At 36.1% G+C, this 19,075-nt stretch carries 21 protein-coding genes and 1 pseudogene; 8 read left to right on the forward strand and 14 right to left on the reverse strand.

What is annotated here, in order from left to right; genetic code table 11:
* Nucleotides 1-8: 8 nt before the first annotated feature.
* From hutG to hutP, 5 genes are all read right to left on the reverse strand, one after another.
* Complete coding sequence (hutG, locus tag AAG068_RS17915; protein ID WP_342715290.1) at nt 9-980, reverse strand: formimidoylglutamase; 972 nt, start codon at nt 978-980, stop codon at nt 9-11.
* The gene (gene hutI / locus AAG068_RS17920) at nt 959-2,230 is read right to left on the reverse strand and encodes an imidazolonepropionase (protein ID WP_098670040.1); all 1,272 of its coding nucleotides are present in this window, start codon (nt 2,228-2,230) and stop codon (nt 959-961) included. Before hutI ends, hutG begins: the two co-directional genes overlap by 22 nt.
* 12 nt (nt 2,231-2,242) lie before the next feature.
* A complete protein-coding gene (gene hutU, locus AAG068_RS17925; protein WP_000416706.1) occupies nt 2,243-3,901 on the reverse strand; it encodes a urocanate hydratase in 1,659 nt (552 codons plus the stop codon).
* Between the two features lie 23 nt (nt 3,902-3,924).
* Nucleotides 3,925-5,442, reverse strand: a complete 1,518-nt coding sequence (gene hutH / locus AAG068_RS17930) for a histidine ammonia-lyase (RefSeq protein ID WP_342715292.1) — start codon at nt 5,440-5,442, stop codon at nt 3,925-3,927.
* Between the two features lie 104 nt (nt 5,443-5,546).
* Nucleotides 5,547-5,987 carry a hut operon transcriptional regulator HutP gene (gene hutP / locus AAG068_RS17935; protein ID WP_000926516.1) on the reverse strand — a complete coding sequence of 147 codons (441 nt, stop codon included), beginning with the start codon at nt 5,985-5,987 and terminating at the stop codon, nt 5,547-5,549.
* A 194-nt stretch (nt 5,988-6,181) separates the two neighbouring features.
* On the opposite strand from hutP, the gene AAG068_RS17940 reads away from it, so the two are divergent.
* Nucleotides 6,182-7,129 (forward strand): class I SAM-dependent methyltransferase, encoded by a 948-nt coding sequence (locus AAG068_RS17940; RefSeq protein ID WP_342715297.1) that lies wholly within the window; start codon nt 6,182-6,184, stop codon nt 7,127-7,129.
* A 13-nt stretch (nt 7,130-7,142) separates the two neighbouring features.
* Here the strand turns inward: AAG068_RS17940 and AAG068_RS17945 are convergent, their stop codons facing one another.
* Together AAG068_RS17945 and AAG068_RS17950 are read right to left on the reverse strand one after the other, a co-directional pair.
* The gene (locus tag AAG068_RS17945) at nt 7,143-7,706 is read right to left on the reverse strand and encodes a DJ-1/PfpI family protein (protein WP_342719782.1); all 564 of its coding nucleotides are present in this window, start codon (nt 7,704-7,706) and stop codon (nt 7,143-7,145) included.
* A gap of 6 nt (nt 7,707-7,712) precedes the next feature.
* Complete coding sequence (locus AAG068_RS17950) at nt 7,713-8,291, reverse strand: AAA family ATPase (protein ID WP_342715298.1); 579 nt, start codon at nt 8,289-8,291, stop codon at nt 7,713-7,715.
* 254 nt (nt 8,292-8,545) lie between these two features.
* On the opposite strand from AAG068_RS17950, the gene AAG068_RS17955 reads away from it, so the two are divergent.
* A complete protein-coding gene (locus AAG068_RS17955; RefSeq protein WP_000262403.1) occupies nt 8,546-8,842 on the forward strand; it encodes a hypothetical protein in 297 nt (98 codons plus the stop codon).
* Between the two features lie 103 nt (nt 8,843-8,945).
* A complete protein-coding gene (locus AAG068_RS17960) occupies nt 8,946-9,377 on the forward strand; it encodes a DUF2621 domain-containing protein (protein ID WP_000889382.1) in 432 nt (143 codons plus the stop codon).
* A gap of 130 nt (nt 9,378-9,507) precedes the next feature.
* Here AAG068_RS17960 and AAG068_RS17965 read toward each other — a convergent pair whose 3' ends face one another.
* From AAG068_RS17965 to AAG068_RS17975, 3 genes and pseudogenes are all read right to left on the reverse strand, one after another.
* Entirely contained in the window at nt 9,508-10,014 is a 507-nt protein-coding gene (locus AAG068_RS17965) for a CcdC family protein (protein WP_001028639.1), read from the reverse strand.
* A 90-nt stretch (nt 10,015-10,104) separates the two neighbouring features.
* Nucleotides 10,105-10,812: a cytochrome c-type biogenesis protein CcdA gene (ccdA, locus tag AAG068_RS17970; RefSeq protein WP_001152682.1), complete on the reverse strand. Its 708-nt coding sequence runs from the start codon at nt 10,810-10,812 to the stop codon at nt 10,105-10,107.
* Nucleotides 10,813-10,828: 16 nt separating this feature from the next.
* A pseudogene (locus AAG068_RS17975) lies at nt 10,829-10,971 on the reverse strand (peptidase T).
* 323 nt (nt 10,972-11,294) lie between these two features.
* Between AAG068_RS17975 and AAG068_RS17980 the strand changes: the two are divergent.
* Nucleotides 11,295-12,203 (forward strand): EamA family transporter, encoded by a 909-nt coding sequence (locus tag AAG068_RS17980; RefSeq protein ID WP_000947030.1) that lies wholly within the window; start codon nt 11,295-11,297, stop codon nt 12,201-12,203.
* A 235-nt stretch (nt 12,204-12,438) separates the two neighbouring features.
* The gene (locus AAG068_RS17985) at nt 12,439-13,584 is read left to right on the forward strand and encodes a M20 peptidase aminoacylase family protein (RefSeq protein WP_342715299.1); all 1,146 of its coding nucleotides are present in this window, start codon (nt 12,439-12,441) and stop codon (nt 13,582-13,584) included.
* 41 nt (nt 13,585-13,625) lie between these two features.
* Here AAG068_RS17985 and AAG068_RS17990 read toward each other — a convergent pair whose 3' ends face one another.
* The 3 genes from AAG068_RS17990 to AAG068_RS18000 form a co-directional block, all read right to left on the reverse strand.
* On the reverse strand, nt 13,626-14,570 hold the full coding sequence (locus AAG068_RS17990) for an ABC transporter permease (RefSeq protein WP_342715300.1): 945 nt from the start codon (nt 14,568-14,570) through the stop codon (nt 13,626-13,628).
* A complete protein-coding gene (locus tag AAG068_RS17995; protein ID WP_342715301.1) occupies nt 14,563-15,474 on the reverse strand; it encodes an ABC transporter ATP-binding protein in 912 nt (303 codons plus the stop codon). Before AAG068_RS17995 ends, AAG068_RS17990 begins: the two co-directional genes overlap by 8 nt.
* Before the next feature lie 90 nt (nt 15,475-15,564).
* A complete protein-coding gene (locus AAG068_RS18000) occupies nt 15,565-16,140 on the reverse strand; it encodes an ABC transporter permease (RefSeq protein ID WP_342715302.1) in 576 nt (191 codons plus the stop codon).
* A 175-nt stretch (nt 16,141-16,315) separates the two neighbouring features.
* On the opposite strand from AAG068_RS18000, the gene AAG068_RS18005 reads away from it, so the two are divergent.
* Entirely contained in the window at nt 16,316-16,930 is a 615-nt protein-coding gene (locus AAG068_RS18005; RefSeq protein WP_342715303.1) for a histidine kinase, read from the forward strand.
* Between the two features lie 47 nt (nt 16,931-16,977).
* Here the strand turns inward: AAG068_RS18005 and alsR are convergent, their stop codons facing one another.
* Nucleotides 16,978-17,883, reverse strand: coding sequence for an acetoin biosynthesis transcriptional regulator AlsR (gene alsR / locus AAG068_RS18010; protein WP_306182191.1), 906 nt, complete (start codon nt 17,881-17,883; stop codon nt 16,978-16,980).
* Nucleotides 17,884-18,035: 152 nt separating this feature from the next.
* Here alsR and AAG068_RS18015 point away from each other — a divergent pair, with 152 nt between their 5' ends.
* Together AAG068_RS18015 and AAG068_RS18020 are read left to right on the forward strand one after the other, a co-directional pair.
* Nucleotides 18,036-18,401, forward strand: coding sequence for a CidA/LrgA family holin-like protein (locus tag AAG068_RS18015; RefSeq protein ID WP_000872364.1), 366 nt, complete (start codon nt 18,036-18,038; stop codon nt 18,399-18,401).
* Complete coding sequence (locus AAG068_RS18020) at nt 18,398-19,075, forward strand: LrgB family protein (RefSeq protein ID WP_342715305.1); 678 nt, start codon at nt 18,398-18,400, stop codon at nt 19,073-19,075. Before AAG068_RS18015 ends, AAG068_RS18020 begins: the two co-directional genes overlap by 4 nt.

Genomic DNA, 19,075 nt, shown 5'->3' on the forward strand with positions numbered 1-19,075 from the left:
CTTCACACCTATATACTAACCTGCTTACGGACTGTTTCTCTCGCTAAAAGAAAACTCATAATCACTTGCGCAGCTATTCGACTCGTCATATCTCTGAAATCAAGGGTTGGATCGATTTCTACAATATCCATACCTTGCACAAGCGGTTCTTTACCAAGGAATTCAATCGCATCAAGTAAAGTCATACTATCCATTCCACCAGGGCCAATTGCTGGACAACCTGGTGCGAATGCTTGATCTAATACGTCCATATCAAGAGAAATGTAAATAGAAGTCACACCTTGCTTTCTTAATACTTCAATACTTTCCGTCATAATATCTTTTATTTCTAGCTCTCGTACATCTTTCATTGTATACACTGTCACCCCATGTTCTTTTGCGTATTCATGGTACGCTCGTGCATTTGAAAAATTACGAATACCGATTTGAATGAGTTGTTTTCCTGTAATGACACCATTTTCTAGTAAACTACGGAAAGGGGTACCATTTGACGGACCACCATCATCTAAATTACGTAAATCATGATGGGCATCAAATTGAATGATACCGATCTTTCCTTTACTGTTTGCAAATCCTGTTATACTCGGAAAACTAATCGAGTGATCACCGCCAAGAACGATTGGTATCATGTTCGGATTTACTTTCGTTACATGACCAACTGTTTTCGCAATCCGGTTATGACTTTCTTTTATATCCGTCACATGCATCGTAATATCGCCGCAATCATATAAGACACTTTCTTTCATATCATGTTCTTCTGTAATTGCGTACGTGCTATATGCATCTAACATCGCACGAATTGTTTTTGGAGCAAAACTTGCTCCTGAATGACTAATAGATGGTTTAGAAAGTGGTGCTCCAATTAAGGCTGCACCGAATATTTCTACACCTTCCTCCCAATCTTTAATCATCTCACTCCATTTCGTCACTTCACGATCAATAAACTTTGCATTTTTCTTTAAATAGTGGCCGTGCTCCACGATTGTTCACCTCTTGTATATGCGATATTACCATTCTTCCATACTGTATTTACATGACTTACGCCGTAATGATACGGTACGTAAGCATAATTGTACGCATCCCATAAAACTAAATCTGCCTTACGACCAACTCTAATTTTCCCAGCTACATCGCCTCGATTAATAGCATAAGAAGAGTTAACTGTTACCGCGTTCCAAACTTCTTCTGGTGTCATTTTCAGCTTCAACATTGCGATGCTCATAATAAGCTGAATGTTTTCAGTTGGACAGCTACCTGGGTTAAAGTCTGTAGCTAACGCAACTGCAACACCTTCATCAATCATTTTACGACCGCGGGCAAAGCTTTCTTTATTTAAATAGAAAGTTGTTCCTGGTAATAAAGTAGCTACTGTATTAGAGTTTGCAAGCATTTCAATTCCTTTATCAGAAGCGCCAACTAAATGGTCGGCTGATGCTGCACCAATTTCAGCCGCTGCTTCCGCACCACCAAGAGGATCAATTTCATCTGCATGAATTTTCACGTCAAAGCCAAGCTCTTTCGCTTTTAATAAAAACTCTTTTGACTCTTCAACAGAGAAGACGCCTGTTTCGCAGAAAATATCAACAAATTCAGCTAATTGCTTCTCCTTCATTTCTGGCAGCAAGTCTAACATCCATTGTAAAAATTCTTTCGATCTACCTTTATACTCTTTCGGAACTGCATGAGCACCTAAAAATGTAGAAACTAAATCGATTGGATGCTCTTTTTGTAATTGTGCAGTTGCCTCTAATTGTTTCCATTCTGTCTCATCATCTAATCCGTAACCACTCTTCGCTTCTACGGTTGTAACTCCGAAAGATAGCATACGGTCTAAATGGAATTTCGCTTTTTGAACAAGTTCTTCTTTCGACGCCTGTTTCGTTGCATTTACCGTTGAAAGAATACCTCCGCCTTTTTCTAAAATTTCTAAGTACGGAACTCCTTGTAATTTTAGTGCGATTTCATTTTCACGAGACCCACCAAATACAAGGTGAGTATGCGGATCAACAAGACCAGGAGAAACCATTTTCCCGCCGCAATCAATAACTTCTTTCGCTTGTAATCCTTTCGCCTCTTCCGCTGTTCCAACGAAAGTAATTACACCATTTTCAATTCCAACCACACCGTTTTCGATAACAGGAAGCGTGTTCATCGCTTCCCGTCTTAACAAGCCATCTTCTTGATCCATTGTTAGTAATTGACCGATATTTATTAGTAAAGTGTCCAGCATGTTTTCTCCTCCTTATTTCATCATCGGAATGTTAACGCCTTTTTCTTTCGCAGTTTCCACAGCTAAGTCATATCCTGCATCAACGTGACGAACTACACCCATACCAGGGTCAGAAGTTAATACGCGCTCAATACGTTTTGCTGCTGCTTCCGTTCCATCTGCAACGATAACCATTCCAGCGTGAAGTGAATAACCCATACCAACGCCGCCACCGTGGTGAACAGATACCCAGCTTGCACCGTTTACACTGTTAATTAATGCATTTAAAATTGGCCAGTCTGCTACTGCATCACTACCGTCTTTCATCGCTTCTGTTTCACGGTTTGGAGATGCTACTGATCCGCAATCTAAATGGTCACGGCCGATAACGATCGGTGCTGATAATTCACCATTTGCCACCATTTCATTAATGATGCGACCAAATTTCGCGCGCTCACCGTAACCAAGCCAACAAATACGTGACGGAAGACCTTGGAACTCAACTTGCTGACGTGCCATACGAATCCAGTTACATAAATGTTCATTATCAGCAAACTCACGTAAAATTACTTCGTCTGTTTTATAAATATCTTCTGGATCACCAGAAAGTGCTACCCAGCGGAATGGTCCTTTTCCTTCGCAGAATAATGGACGGATAAATGCTGGAACAAATCCTGGGAAATCGAATGCATTTTTCAAACCTTCATCGAAAGCAACTTGGCGAATGTTATTTCCATAATCAAATGTAATTGCACCTTTTGCTTGCATAGCAAGCATTGCTTCTACATGTTTTGTCATGCTTTCTTTTGATAATTGTACGTAGCGCTCCGGATCTTCTTCACGAAGTTTTGCTGCTTCTTCTAATGTGTAACCTACTGGAATATAACCGTTTAATGGATCATGAGCAGATGTTTGATCTGTAACTAAATCTGGCGTAATATTACGCTTCACTAGCTCTGGTAAAATCTCTGCCGCATTTCCTAATAAACCAATTGAAATCGGTTCTTTCTTCTCTTTATACTCGTTCGCAACCGTTAATGCTTCTTCTAATGATTCTGTATACATATCACAGTATCTCTTTTCAATACGACGATCGATGCTGCGCTTATCAACATCAATAGCGATAACAACACCGCCATTCATCGTTACAGCAAGAGGTTGCGCACCACCCATACCACCTAAACCAGCAGTAAGTGTTAATGTACCTTTTAATGAACCACCGAAATGTTGACGTGCCGCTTCGCCAAACGTTTCATATGTTCCTTGTAAAATACCTTGTGTTCCAATGTAAATCCAGCTACCTGCTGTCATTTGTCCATACATCATAAGACCTTTTTTCTCTAGTTCACGGAAGTGATCCCAGTTCGCCCACTTCGGTACTAAGTTTGAGTTCGCTAAAAGAACGCGAGGTGCATCTTCATGTGATTTAAAGATTGCAACTGGTTTTCCTGATTGAACAAGTAATGTTTCATCGCTTTCTAACGTTTTTAATGAATCTACAATTGCATTGTAGCTTTCCCAGTTACGAGCTGCACGGCCGATTCCACCATATACAACTAATTCTTCTGGCTTTTCAGCAACTTCCGGATCTAAATTGTTCATTAACATACGGAGTGCAGCTTCTTGAACCCACCCTTTCGTTTGTAACTCCGTACCTCTTGGCGCGCGAATTGTTTGTTTAACTTTTTCCATTTCAATCTCTCCCTTTTCTCATTTTATAGTGCTGCGTTTACATCTAATCTTTCTTTGATCGAATAATTCGTTTTTAACCAATGCGCAATATTTTCAATATCCGTTGAGAATATACGGTCATTTGTAATAGAAGGCACTTGCTGACGACCTTGATGGTAGAAACTTTTCGTCACTGTACTCATGTTTTCAATACCGCGATATTCTGCAGCTTGCATCGCACAAATCATTTCAATTGAAAGAACACGTCTTACGTTTTGAATAATTTGATGTGCATGGCGTGAAGCAATTGTTCCCATACTTACGTGATCTTCTTGGTTAGCTGATGACGGGATTGAATCCACACTCGCCGGATGTGCTAACGTTTTATTTTCAGAAACTAGTGATGCTGCTGCGTATTGCATAATCATCGCACCAGACTGAAGTCCTGGTTCTGGACTTAAAAATGGCGGTAAATCATTTAATTGCGGATTTACTAAACGCTCAATACGACGCTCTGAAATATTTGCAAGTTCCGCCATTCCTACTTTTAAGAAGTCCATCGCAAACGCAATCGGTTGACCATGGAAATTCCCGCCCGAAATTACTTTTTCCCCACCATCAAAGATTAGTGGATTATCTGTTGCTGCATTCATTTCAATTTCTAATTTTTCTTTGACATAATTTAAAACTTGCCAAGAAGCACCGTGTACTTGCGGAATACAGCGAAGTGAATAGGCATCCTGTACACGTAGTTCTCCTTGTTTTGTTGTTAATTTACTATCATGAAGGATGTCACGAATTCTGCTCGCTACTTCCACTTGCTCTTTATAACCACGTGCTTTATGAACATCTTCATCAAATGCATCAATAATGCCTTGTAACCCTTCAATTGTCATCGAAGCAATGAATTCAGCTTGATATGCCGTTGCTTCCGCTTCTATATAAGAAAGAACTCCTTGCGCTGTCATCGCCTGCGTACCATTGATTAATGCAAGCCCTTCTTTCGCTTCAAGTTCAATCGGCTCAAGACCTTCTTCTGTAAGAGCCACCATCGCATGAACGCGTTTTCCTTTATAGAACACTTCACCTTCGCCTAATAATACGAGCGCAAGATGAGATAATGGCGCTAAATCGCCACTCGCACCAAGTGAACCTTGTTGCGGAACGACTGGATGAATTTTACGATTTACAAACTCAAGAAGCATATTTACAACAAGCGGTCTAACGCCAGATACGCCTTTAAGCATCGTGTTCGCTCGTAAAATTAACATGCCGCGTGATACTTCTTCAGGGAACGGATCGCCTATCCCACATGCATGTGACTGAATTAAATTGTGTTGAAGTGCCTTTACATCATCTTTTTGAATAAGCACGTCACTAAACTTTCCAAATCCAGTTGTAATACCGTAAACAACTTTTCCGTCCTCTACAATTTTCTCAACTACTTCGCGGCACTCCGCCACCTTTTGCATACTATTTGGACAAGCTGTTACACCTTCCCCCTCAAGTAACAACCTCTTCATTTCTTCAATTGTCAATGTGTGTCCTGTTAACGTAATCATTCTTTTTTCCTCCTTAAAAAGGCAAAAGGGGACCTTATCTTTTTAAGACAGACTTCTGTCCTAAAAAAGTAAGGCCCCCTTCTAACTAATAGACTATGGGCAAATCATATGTGATTAATTCCTAAACCAATCGCCTCATGCTCAGATCCTTTTACAGGTGCACCAATCGTTCCATATAATGCAACAGCAACCCATTCGCCTTCTTTTTTTCCGTCGTATGGTGTACCGCGCACAATCGCAAATCGAAGTCCTACTGTACGAAGAACGTCTGCTAACTGAATTTGACCTCTCGTCACTCCGTACAAAGCTTCCATAATTGCATGATAAAGTGCATGTGTTTCTCTGTAAACGTCTGTTTCAATAACTTGGTTGCTTTTAGCCGCTGTTTCCATTGCTGCTACAACCTTTTGCGAATTCATCGAACCCACTTTCCCCGTACAATACTTCCAACCTTTCGGGATAGATAATACAGGGCTTTCATTCTCATCCGCAAGTGCCAACAGCATGGCCATACGACCAATTCGATGTGTTCCTTGAAGAAGCATGTGACTCTCTCATTTCTTTTAATTATTTGAATATTTCTTAATTTAAGAATATATGAAAACGTTTAAATCGTCAATAGTTTAAACTCACATTCAAACAATTTTTTCATCTCCTCCCTTTGTGTACACAAATTATTTACACATTTTTTTCAGGCGTGCTATAGTCTCAATAACAGATGCAAAGGAGCGAGATTTCATTGACAAAACGAAAAGATATTCATTTTCGAATTGAAGAAAAATTACTTGAAAGGTTTGAATCTGCACTTCATTACGAAGGTTTAAAGAAAACCGACGTATTAACGCACGCAATTCAGCAATTTTGCACGAAGGTGGAATGCGAAAAGATGAATGATGTAAAACGCCAATACAACGTAAGCAACCATTTACAAACTCGTATCGATACGCATAAACATTATGAAGAAAAACATGTGAATTTAGATGAAGTCGTCATGAATCATTTACAACTTCAAGGAGACGAGAAAATATTAGAGGTTGGGTGCGCTAACGGGAGTTTTCTTTCCCTTTTACAAACTAACGGTCATACAGGACATTTAACAGGTTTGGATCAATCGAAAACGATGCTTTCTGAAGCTACAATAAAAAATAGCATAATTGAATGGAGGCTAGGTGACGCTGGTAAACTTCCTTTCGAAGCTAATTGCTACGACTGGATCGTCGCAAGACATATGTTATACCACATGAAAGACGTCGAAAAAACAGTCCAAGGATTCCATAAAGTAATACGTCCTGGTGGCTCACTTTTAGCTACAACAAATTCTGACGTTACATTACCTCGTATAGTTGAAATGTGTAACCGCATGTTAGACGCATTTGATTTACCGAAAACAACATCTTCAGTCACGCCATTTTGTTTGGAAAATGGTAAAGAGATATTACAGTCTGTTTTTCCAACTGTTGAAGAAGCAGTTATTCATAATACTCTCGTTTTTCATCATGCTACTCCAATTGTAAACTATATTTCTAGCATGTTTCCATCACTAAATATACCTGATAATACACATCTTCACGCCGAAATGAAGGAATGGCTAAAAGAAGAAGTAGAAAATGAATTGTCACTTCATAACGGTATATGGCGCGATCCGAAAACGTTAGCCATTTATCGATGCCAAAAAGAAAAAAGCTAGCCAATGCTAGCTTTTATACATTCTCAGGCAACAGCTCCTCCATCATCACATTCCCCTTACCGCTGTAAAAATTTATATTATGTTCGTTTGTTACCCCAAAATAAGAGGCAATCGCTATTCCAAATGGCACAAATACATGCCCCTGTGCTGTAATTATATTTGAGTGTTGCACAACTTCTTCATACACAAAATTTTCTACTGGAAAACAATCTAATTTTCTATAATCCATAGTCACCGTATACGAGATTTCTTTGCATAAGCCTGCTTGTGCTAGCGCATACGGTCCAGCACAAATAGCAGCTACTAATTTTTCTTGTTCATGAAATTGACGAATGACTGAAAAGAGTACTTCTGAATCCTTCATATGTATTGCATCCCCACCTGGAATAATAATTCCCTCATATTCTTCTACACGCACTTCACTTAATTCCATATGTGGTTGGACTTGCAAACCTGTTTCACTTATAATCGATTCGTTCGTTAAGCCAGCTGTAATGATTTTATATTTATTTTTCAGCAATGCCGTTGCTACTGTTATTTCAAACTCCGCAAATGTTGGGTATACAAATAAAAGTATTTTTTTTCATATCCCTCTCTCCTTTAACCAATCCATAAAATATACCTCTAATTCTTCTGCTGTTAATCTATTCGTGTCCACATAAGTTACAGGAAATTGTTTATACCAATCTTTTTCAGTTTCTACTAATTTAAATTGCTCCTCAAATGTACTTCTGTTTCTTGTTCTATCATTATTTTTTCTATCATATACATTCTTTTTCGTCACATCTAAATAAAAAATAGAATCTGAACGGCATTCTCTTAATTTATATAATTCATCTTTCAATTCAGTTTCTATATCCCACTCTTTCCCTATAATCATTGGATAAAAAAGTGTATAAAATTCAATATCTTCAGGTCCACGATCAAAAATAACGTCTGAACCCTTCGCATTTTGAAACTCCTTTATTTTAGCTTCTATAAACATTTTTTGATTTACTATAAACCCTTCTTTTGAATTCATATCCAAATTTAATTGTTTTCGCTTTTCTACAATTGGATAAGGATTTTCATATATAACCGAAAGCCCACATCGTTCTAATCTTTTAGCCAATGTTGTTTTCCCACTTGCCATCGGTCCTTGGAGTGAAATTACATATGCCATTCCTCTCATTCCCTTGCACTTTCGTACACTTATAATATACAGAATTTTGAAAACCATCAACAATATATATATCATCTTGTTTCTTATTCTTATGTAACTTATAATAAAAAATAGAGATTATGACGGACGCATCAATAATGTAAGCTTGGAAATCCGAGCTTACATTATTTTTTGCTTTCTCTTTTCTAATAAAAAGAGTATACTAGTTTAGAACGTATGTTCTTAATGATTACATACAGTAAGGAGATAAGACAATGGTATACGATACAAAAGCAATTTCTTGGAATGAGTCTTTAAAACAACTTCAACGCCGCTATACAAACAAACAAGTTGACCGAAAAGAATTTGAGGATATTGAACTGATGGAATTCTTCCGCGATAACGACTACATTTCTTTACCTACACATATAAGCGGCCTATCAACAGCACGTTTTACTTCTTACTCTATTTTCACAACTGAAGATAAAGATCGTAAAGTTGGCACATTAATCATTGAATATGTAGAAGATGATAATAATAATTTATGTGTGGAACAACTATACTTTGTTTAAATGATAACGCTTGGTCAAAATGACCAAGCGTTCTTGCTTTCTATGAATCTCACTGTTTATAATATGAATAATAGAAAACCGCAATCATTAAGGGGGGATATACTTGCTCGAAGGATGGTTCAGTTGGTTTATTGTGCTATGGACTGTTATTTTATTAGGACTTATGTCTATCGGTGGATACTTTATGTTCAGAAAATTTTTAAAACGATTACCAAAAGAAGATGGTATGTCTATTTTAGATTGGGAAGAGCACTATATTAATAAAACTAGGCATTTATGGGATGACGAACAAAAACAATTGTTAGAAGAGCTCGTAAGTCCTGTTCCAGAACTATTTCGCGATGTTGCTAAATCAAAAATTGCTGGCAAAATTGGAGAACTGGCATTACAAGAAAAAGCCTCTCAAATTACACAAGATTTAATTATTAAAGGGTATATTATTGCTACACCGAAGCGTGATCATAAATTTTTAGTAAAAAAACTACAAGAAAAAGAGATTGATTATTCGAATTATAAAACTTTATTAGCAAAATAATCTTCATTTTTCAAACCAGTTAACAGCAAGACTAAACAATTTATACGTTGCGATTGGAACAAAAAATTATTAATAATATCAATAAAAAAACAGCGTCAAAGACGCTGTTTTTTCTGTACAAATATATACTTCACGTTAGTTTCATATCTTTTTCATTATAAAAACCATCTTCTTTTTCCATTTCCTTTTGCAATTTCGTAAAGGAACGGTACATCGCAATTCTCCATGACACAATCATTGCGAACGCGAGTAAGAAGAACATGCCACTAAGTTGTCCTAAATCAAGAGATTGGCTTAAGTATGTTTTAAATACAATTCGCACGACAAGTAATCCAATTAATATAAAAACAAAGGCTTTTGAACGCTTCAAATAAATCTCTTGTCCTCTAATTTCAAATTTAGATGTTTTAATAAGAAAAATAGAGAAAAACAAACCGACACCAATTGCTTCTAACATTTCTGCTGGAGTTAATCGAAATTCAGGAAAAACATACATCAATGCTCCCGTACTCATAAAAAATGGTGGAAGTATAATTTTTTTCAATGTTGCAGGTTTCTTAGCTGCTTTTAAACGAATAAACATCGCACCAACAGCCATACAAACAGCAACGATACTAGATAAAACAACTATGTTCATATTTTCTCATCCTTTTTTGTGGCTATATGCAAAATATACTTTCATTATATGCTTTTCCGTTAGTATTTCCAACATTTTCACAGAATAATACTAAAAACCCTTAAAACCACCAAATAAACTTGAGAAATATACGATAATTTTCGTCATCCAGTTAAAGTATAAGAAAATACCCATGATAATCATAACGTATCCCCCGATTTTCATGAACTTCATACTGTTTCTTTTAATCCAAGACATTTTCGTAATAAAGAATGATAGTACGAAAAACGGGATAGCAAATCCAAGTATGTATGCAATCATATAAATCATTGCTGATTCTGGATTCGTTGCTGCTAAGCCAATAACCGATACTAAAATAGGTCCTGTACAAGGCGTCCATCCTGCCGCAAATGCCAATCCAATTAGAACAGATCCAAAATAACCACTCGGACGATTTTTAAACGTGAATTTACGATCTTGCATTAAAAACTTCGGCTTAAACACACCGACAATAATAAGACCGAATACGATGATAAATATACCACCTAACTGTCTAATTAAATCTTTATAATTTGTAAAGATGCCTCCAATAAAACTTGTACCAAATCCAATTGCAATAAATATAATTGAAAATCCAAGTAAGAAAAACGCTGTATGTATCATACTCCTTTTGCGAAGCATTGCATTTTCTTCTTTCAACTCAGAAACCGACATACCTGTTATGTACGATAAAAATGCCGGATAAAGGGGTAAGCAACACGGGGAAATAAATGATAAAAACCCTGCACCAAACGCTAAAAAAATACTAATATCTTGCATTGTTCCACTCCTCTCCTTACATATTGTAGCAAAAACATATAAAAATACTATGAACAATTCGTGAAATCACTTTTCCAACGTGATAATAAGAAAAACTACCCTTTCACACAGTTTCTAAAAAACGTTTTCATTTCCTTCTATTATATAGAGAAATCTCAATTGAACTACGAAACTTCTCTAATTGATATTAACATAACAAAGGTAACGTAGTTTCTCAAATGATTAGCACACTATAATGGACTACCCTTTTATCTCCCTAAAAAATATTTTTTTCAAATGCTGTCTTTATACAATACAAAGCCGATTTTATAATACTTCTATTATTACTAATTTCAAGATTATGCATAAATATCATACTTTTATTATTCTATAAAATGTCATACTTTTCTTTTATTTGACCCTTCATTTTTAATTTTGTATACTTCCCTCTAGTTATATATGTCCGTTACGGAACAAGTTCATATAGATGGGAGGAATTTTTCATGCTTCGTTATTCTCTTTTAGTTTTATTAGGAGCGTGTAGTTATGGGATTTTAGCTATTTTCGTTAAACTTGCATATGCAGAAGGATTTTCACTTGGAGAGGTAATTGGCAGCCAATATTTGTTCGGTTGGATTATTTTGCTTGCTATTACACTTCTATTTTCTAGACATCGTGTTCCATTAAAACAAGCGTTAATTTTATTCGTTGCAGGTACATCTGCAAGTTTCACCGGAATTTTTTATTATGCTTCATTAAAAACTGTACCAGCATCTATTGCAATCATACTTTTATTCCAATTCGTTTGGGTCGGAATTATTATTGAAGCAGTGGCAACAAAAACATTACCTTCAAGAGAAAAAGTGATTTCCGTTATTTTCTTACTTGCAGGTACATTTTTATCAAGTGGATTACTAGAAAAATCAGCAGGTGATTTCGATACGACTGGAATCATATTAGGTTTATTATCTGCTGTTACATTTGCAACATACATTTTTGTGAGCGGAAAAGTTGCTGTTGAAGTACCTTCCTTACCACGTGGTGTTCTCTTAATGGCTGGCGCTTTAACTTTAGTAATGATCGTATTCCCGCCAACATTTATTTTTAACGGTGCAATTTCAGAAGGACTTTGGAAATACGGTTTAGGATTAGGAACATTTAGTATCGTTATTCCTTCTATCGCCTTTACAATTGGCATTCCAAAGATTGGTTCTGGCTTAGCAACTATTCTTGGTGCCGCAGAATTACCAGTTACAACAATTATGTCTGTATTCGTTTTAAAAGAAGCTGTGCTATCTTCACAATGGTTCGGTGTATCACTTATTTTAATCGGTATTGCAATCCCGCAAATTGCCTATGCAATGCGTGGACGCTATCGCAAACATCATACCCACAAAAAATTGGCAGCATAAAGTGAAACTTTAATCAGTGGGGGCTTCATCCCCACTGATTATTAGTTGAACCAATCGGACTTTTATGGGCAGTTGATCCCCCACCTAAATTCTTTGCTTTCGCTGAATTTTGAGGTGGGGGTCTTACTGCCCATTAAAGCGGGATAAAACGGGAGAGGATTTTCATTTGAGAATCCTCTCTTTTCTTATTGTATACTTAATGTAAATACTTTATTTAAGAAAGAGGGCATTATAAGTGGCAGCAAATCTAGAGCAATTAACTGAGACGCTAATTTCTATTCGTCGAAATTTACATGAGCATCCAGAATTATCATACGAAGAGTTTAAAACGACGAAAGCTATAAAGAATTGGTTAGAAGAGAAAAACATTACGATTATAAATTCAAGTTTAGAAACAGGCGTTATTGCTGAAATTTCTGGGAATCATAGCGGACCAATTATAGCAATCCGTGCTGATATTGACGCCCTTCCTATTCAAGAAGAAACAGATTTGCCGTATGCTTCAAAAATTCACGGTAAAATGCATGCTTGTGGGCATGATTTTCATACAGCTGCTATTATTGGTGCAGCTTATTTATTAAAGGAAAAAGAAACTTCTCTTAGTGGAACGGTACGCTTTATATTCCAGCCAGCTGAAGAAAGTAGCAATGGCGCTTGCAAAGTCATTGAAGCTGGGCATTTACATGGCGTACAAGCTATTTTCGGTATGCATAACAAACCTGATTTACCAGTCGGTACAATCGGTATTAAAGATGGTCCACTCATGGCCGGGGTTGATCGATTTGAAATTGAAATTCACGGAGTTGGTACACATGCAGCTGTACCAGATGCTGGGGTAGACCCTATTGTCGCGTCTTCTCAAATTGTGATGGCACTCCAAACAATTATAAGCCGAAATATAAGTTCCTCTCATAATGCCGTCGTTAGTGTCACAAATATCCATTCAGGAAATACGTGGAACGTTATTCCTGAAAAAGCTACGCTGGAAGGAACTGTACGTACATTCCAAAATGAAACACGCGAAAAGATTCCAGCACTAATGAAACGTATTATTCAAGGAGTTTCTGATGCATTAGGTGTAAAAACAGAATTTCGTTTTTTTGCAGGTCCTCCTGCTGTTCATAACGATACATCTCTAACAAATTTATCTATCCAAGTTGCCGAAAAAATGAATTTAAATATCATCTCTCCTACCCCGTCAATGGCCGGAGAAGATTTTTCTTTTTATCAACGAGAAATACCTGGTTCATTTATCTTTATGGGAACGAGTGGTACACAAGAATGGCATCACCCCGCTTTTACAGTAGACGAGCGAGCGTTACCTATAAGTGCAGAATACTTCGCTTTGCTAGCTGAAAAAGCCCTTAAACAATTTTCATAAAAAAAGAGAGCCGTTAAGAAATACTTAACGGCTCTCTTTGATTAAGTTAAATCGCGTTTTAAAAATACGGTATAGGAGATACTTAAAAATACAAATAAATATAGTAATAACATACATGAAGCAAATGGGAACGTTACTCCATCAATAAAACTGCCATTCTTTGCAATACTGTATAAATCTGTGTTTGCTGGCAATAAATATTTCGCCCAATCATATCTAGTTGCTGCTAGTAATGCGATGTTTCCTGATAAAGCGAGAAATAGTGAAATACCAATCGCACCTCCGCTAGATCTTGTTAGCACAGAAATCATAAATGCAAATGCTGCGTACACAATCGTCGGCAACCACGATAAAATATAATACTTACTAGCTTCTACAAAAATATTTTGTTTTATAATATTTCCACCTTGGAATATAAACTCGCTCCATGCAGGCTGCTGGAATTTATAAATAACAAGCCCACATAAAATGGAAAAAATCATATTAAATATAAACAATAACGCTGCAAATATCACAATTGCTAAAAATTTAGCTGTCAAAATTTTAAAGCGACTCGCTGGTCGTATCGTTAAAAATTTATATGTTCCCCAGCTATATTCATTCGCAAAAATTGTACTTGCATACACGAGGATAAACGGGAGTAATATTGGAAATACGATAAAACCTGTATCTCTCATGAAAGAAAGTGGAGAACTACTTGCCGGTGCTGTACCTGTATCTAAATGCTTCATCTTGAGCTGATATTCCTTTACAAGCTCATCCCCAGATCGTTCTGCTAAAATAGCTTCTTTTTTCATGCCTAGCTTTTTCTCAATTTCTACAGTTCGTTCTGTATAATCCGCTTTCCATCCTTTTGTTTCCGGTTCCAAATACTTTACCGTAACCCATCCTAATCCGATTATTAATACTGCAATAACCGCAAATGGAATAATCGTTCGCTTCCGCTTAAATATTTTATACAGTTCGTTATACACTAAATTAAACAATATCTTTTCCCCCTGTTAATTCTAAAAATTGCTCTTCTAACGTTTTTCTTTCTTCATATACACGATACACTTGAATGTTTTTCTCAAGCAATGTACGAATAACATTTGGGATTTCTTCATCTTTTACATGAATAAGTAGATCATTACCTTTTATTAAAACATCTTGTTCTAACATTTCTGCTGCTTTATTCGCATCATCTACACGTATACGGATTGTCTCCATCTCTTCACTTTGATTATGCTGAATATTTTGCGTCGCGACATATTCTCCGTGCTGAATAATGATAACTCTATCACACATTAATTCAACTTCTGAAAGCAAGTGACTAGATACAAGTACCGCTTTTCCTTGTTCATGCGCAATTTTTTTTATGTACATTCTCATCTCATGTATTCCACTAGGGTCTAATCCATTCGTTGGTTCATCTAATATTAATACATCTGGATCGTGAATAAGCGCTTGAGCAATTCCTAAACGTTGTCTCATACCGAGTGAATATGCTTTTACTTTGCGGTCAATTACTTGTCCCATTCCTAACAATTTCACTACTTCATCGATACGTTCTTCTGTCACGTTCCCATTCATTCGTCCGAAATATTTTAAATTTTCATAGCCACTTAAGAAAGGATAAAATTCCGGTGTCTCAATTACTGCTCCAATTTTCGAAGCAGTACTTTCAAATTGCTGTTTTACAGATTGACCATCAATCCAAACTTCGCCCTCTGTCATACGAATCATGCCGACCATCATTCTCATTAAAGTCGTTTTTCCAGCGCCATTTGGTCCGAGCAAACCAACTACTTCACCCTTTTTAACTTCAAAACTAATATTTTCTACAAGTGTCTTTGAACCGATTCGCTTCGTTAACCGCTCGACCTTTACAATTGATTGTTCGTTTGTCATTCTATACAACCTTTCCTTCCCATTCTTTTTCAGGTCTTTACACTGTAACATGATTATTTTTATGTGTAAAATAGAAAAAGGCATGGTTCCTCATGCCTTTTCCTTGAAATGCAATGAATTTTTATCTTGTAAACTTTGAACAAATCGAAAACATTGCACCATCGATAATAAGAGAATAACGATCATAATGATACTAACAACTACTATTGCATATATTGTAATCGGTGCACTATTTATCCCTTGTATTCCTGTTATTTTCATAAAGATAATCGTAAATAATTTCAAAAATAACATCCCATTAACTAACCCAAAAACAAACGCTCCTCCATAAATAAATAATTGCTCCTGACATAATACACATAGTACGTCATTTCTCTTCCTATTCTCTGCTACATAAGATATAATTTCCTCTTTCCTCACGTGCAGAAGAGAAAGCGTTATTTTATATGTAGTAAAAATACATATAAAAATAAATACAATAAACAGCGTGTAAAAGCACATTTGAAATAAAAGTGTAGTCCGTAATTCCCCAATCGCTCCTTTATTAAACTGGAGCGATATCATAAAAAACAAAATCATAGTACTTATAGCAATCCACATAAATTGCTTCATCCTCTTGGCAGCAAATGTTCTTATATTTTTCCTCACTAACTGACATAAAGACATGTATTCTTCCCCTACCTTACTTCATAACAAACTCATTCTATACTACCAGTGTATAAAAATATGACATTTTAAACATCGCACCACAACCTGAATTCGTTCTAAGTCTTTAGTCCTAGAAAATAAAATGGTAAAAAAATCATATTAAGAATATAATTGTAAAAAGGAAGGGGATTACATGCGTATGAAATTACTATTAACCTTGTCTTTATTATTTCTCACTAATTGTAACCCACTTAAAAATAATGAAGTTGCCATTGTTGAGCCATATAAATTAACAGAAGAGCAATCTTCTATTTTACAAATGACTCCTTTTCAAGAAGGAGGCAGCATGTTTTATAACGTTACACTAAAAAATAAACAAGATGAAATACATGCTACGATTGATTATTATCAAAATGGTAAAAAAACAAACGAAATTGCGAACATAACTACCTCACGTTTTCCAAAAAAGAAAGTAAAGCTTTCTTTTTTGCCACCTCAATCCCAACTCGATAAAGATGTACAAGCGCAAAAACATTGGTATGTTAATATTGAAAGTAGTTCCATGCTCGTTCCTGAAGAAACACCACCAAACATAAATAGCTCTACATCTACTACTATTCAATCTGCTATTAACTTAACATACAATCAAAAAACGACATTAGCGGCTATTATAAAAACGAATAATGAAACCGTAAGAGTGCTAATGCTTGAGGAAAAAAACTCTATTGACCAACTATTACAAGAAAACGAACATGTTTATCTCTTTAGCATAGAACTAAAAAAGAACACTAAAGCGGAAATGCAATAGTATTGCATTTCCGCTTTAGTGTTTAATGAGGTGTACTTTTTAATAACTTAATTAATCTCATCCTCTACTTCAATTCTTTTCTTCTCTCTTGCAATTTTCAAAAACTCTAAAAGCTCTGGGTTAGTATTCATTTTCTTGTAAGCTACTGACATTTCTGCAACAAAATTAGAATCACATAATTCTTTATATACGACTTCTGTTTTATACAATTTATTTGCTGATACAGGTATTACCGTAATTCCGATTCCTGCCGCCACAAGCCCCATAACTGTTTGATATTCTGTTGCTTCTTGTACGATACGTGGACTAAACCCAACTTCACGGCAAAGTGATAAAATTGTATCATATAATGCTGGCCATACTGGTCTCGTAATAAATACAAACGGTTCATCTCTTAAATCTTCAATATGTATTTCTTCCTTTTCAGCAAGTGGATGTGCCTTCGGTAAACATAACGTACAAGAAAGCTTTTGAATTGGTTCTAATTCTAGTAATTGCGTTGGAATTGGTGGACGTAAAAAGCCAATATCAATACGATTATCGTGAAGCGCATGCACTTGGTCTGGTGTTGACAGTTCATGTAGTGCAACAGACACTCTCGGAAATTTCTTTCTATACTCCCTTACGATAGATGGTAAAATATCATATATCGCCGCACCTACAAAACCAATTGAAAGCGAGCCCACTTCTCCCCTTTGGGCACTTTGTGCAATCTCTACTGCTTTTTCAATTTGTTCAAACGCTTTTTTTACTTCTTTTAAAAACATTTCGCCTGCTTCTGTTAATTCAACCTTTCTCTTCGTTCTTGAAAATAACATGACTCCCATTTCTTTTTCTAATTGCTGAATTTGTTGACTAAGCGGCGGTTGTGTCATTTGCAAACGAGCAGCTGCCCGTCCAAAGTGTAACTCCTCTGCCACTACAACAAAATATTGCAAATGCCGTAATTCCATTTTGGACACCCTTTTCACTTTCGATTAATATATCTAATATATTAATAACATATAATTTATATATTAGACAAATTTTTTGAATGAACGTATAGTAGAAATTGTTAATTCTTTTTTACAATTTTTATGTAAAAAAAGAAAGAGGTGATTACTGTATGAAATGGTGGAAATTAAGCGGACAAATCTTATTATTATTTTGTTTCGCTTGGACAGGTGAATGGATTGCAAAACAGGCACACCTCCCAGTTCCAGGAAGTATAATCGGTATTTTTTTATTATTAATTTCATTAAAATTTAACCTAGTGAAAAAAGAGTGGATACAGGACGGAGCAGACTTTTTATTAAAAGAACTTATTTTATTTTTCATTCCTTCTGCGGTCGCTGTCATACGCTACAAAGATACACTATCACAATATGGAATCGATCTCATTTTAATTATTATGATTAGTACACTTTGTGTCACTCTCGTTACAGGACTTTTAACAGAATTGCTACTAAAGCGGAAAGGATCCGTGCAATGATCGGCTTTCTTTGTTTATTATTAACACTATTCACATATTGGATATCGAAGAAAATGTATAAACGCTGGAATTGGAGCTTACTTTCTCCTATTCTCGTCTGCCCTATTATTTTAATTGCTTTATTACTCGGACTAGACACACCTTATGAAACATACGAAACAGGCGGTCAATGGTTAACAGAATTATTAAAACCTGCAACAGTTGCTTTTGCATGGCCAATCTATAAATACTTTGATTTACTCAAGAAACACGGAATGGCTATTTTACTTAATGTCATTGTCGGTTCTTTTTTATCAGTTATTACTTCCGCACTACTAGCGAATTATTTTCAAATTGATTCATCGTTAGAACATAGTTTAGCGCCTCATATTGTAACGACACCAATCGCAATGGCTATTTCAGAAATGATTGGTGGTATGTCACAATTAACAGCCGTATTCGTTGTTTTAACCGCGTTGACAGGAGCGTTGCTCGGACCTTCTCTCATACGTATATGCCGTATTAAAACAGCGATTGCTAAAGGTATTATGTTAGGCACGAGCGCGAATGGAACTGGTACATCAAAAGCATTCGAAATCGGCCCTGTAGAAGGAACAATTTCAAGTTTATCTATGCTTTTAACAGCAGGAGCTAGTTTAGTTATCGTTCCGCTTTTTTTATCGTGGATACATTAA

This window comes from Bacillus paramycoides (assembly GCF_038971285.1).
Classification (GTDB): domain Bacteria; phylum Bacillota; class Bacilli; order Bacillales; family Bacillaceae_G; genus Bacillus_A.

Coding starts and splice junctions, on each gene's coding strand:
- hutI (WP_098670040.1), bottom strand. CDS start 2,230: ATGCTGGACACTTTACTAATAAATATCGGTCAATTACTAACAATGGAT.
- hutU (WP_000416706.1), bottom strand. CDS start 3,901: ATGGAAAAAGTTAAACAAACAATTCGCGCGCCAAGAGGTACGGAGTTA.
- hutH (WP_342715292.1), bottom strand. CDS start 5,442: ATGATTACGTTAACAGGACACACATTGACAATTGAAGAAATGAAGAGG.
- hutP (WP_000926516.1), bottom strand. CDS start 5,987: ATGCTTCTTCAAGGAACACATCGAATTGGTCGTATGGCCATGCTGTTG.
- AAG068_RS17950 (WP_342715298.1), bottom strand. CDS start 8,291: ATGGCATATGTAATTTCACTCCAAGGACCGATGGCAAGTGGGAAAACA.
- AAG068_RS17955 (WP_000262403.1), top strand. CDS start 8,546: ATGGTATACGATACAAAAGCAATTTCTTGGAATGAGTCTTTAAAACAA.
- AAG068_RS17965 (WP_001028639.1), bottom strand. CDS start 10,014: ATGAACATAGTTGTTTTATCTAGTATCGTTGCTGTTTGTATGGCTGTT.
- ccdA (WP_001152682.1), bottom strand. CDS start 10,812: ATGCAAGATATTAGTATTTTTTTAGCGTTTGGTGCAGGGTTTTTATCA.
- AAG068_RS17980 (WP_000947030.1), top strand. CDS start 11,295: ATGCTTCGTTATTCTCTTTTAGTTTTATTAGGAGCGTGTAGTTATGGG.
- AAG068_RS17995 (WP_342715301.1), bottom strand. CDS start 15,474: ATGACAAACGAACAATCAATTGTAAAGGTCGAGCGGTTAACGAAGCGA.
- AAG068_RS18000 (WP_342715302.1), bottom strand. CDS start 16,140: ATGTCTTTATGTCAGTTAGTGAGGAAAAATATAAGAACATTTGCTGCC.
- AAG068_RS18005 (WP_342715303.1), top strand. CDS start 16,316: ATGCGTATGAAATTACTATTAACCTTGTCTTTATTATTTCTCACTAAT.
- alsR (WP_306182191.1), bottom strand. CDS start 17,883: ATGGAATTACGGCATTTGCAATATTTTGTTGTAGTGGCAGAGGAGTTA.
- AAG068_RS18015 (WP_000872364.1), top strand. CDS start 18,036: ATGAAATGGTGGAAATTAAGCGGACAAATCTTATTATTATTTTGTTTC.
- AAG068_RS18020 (WP_342715305.1), top strand. CDS start 18,398: ATGATCGGCTTTCTTTGTTTATTATTAACACTATTCACATATTGGATA.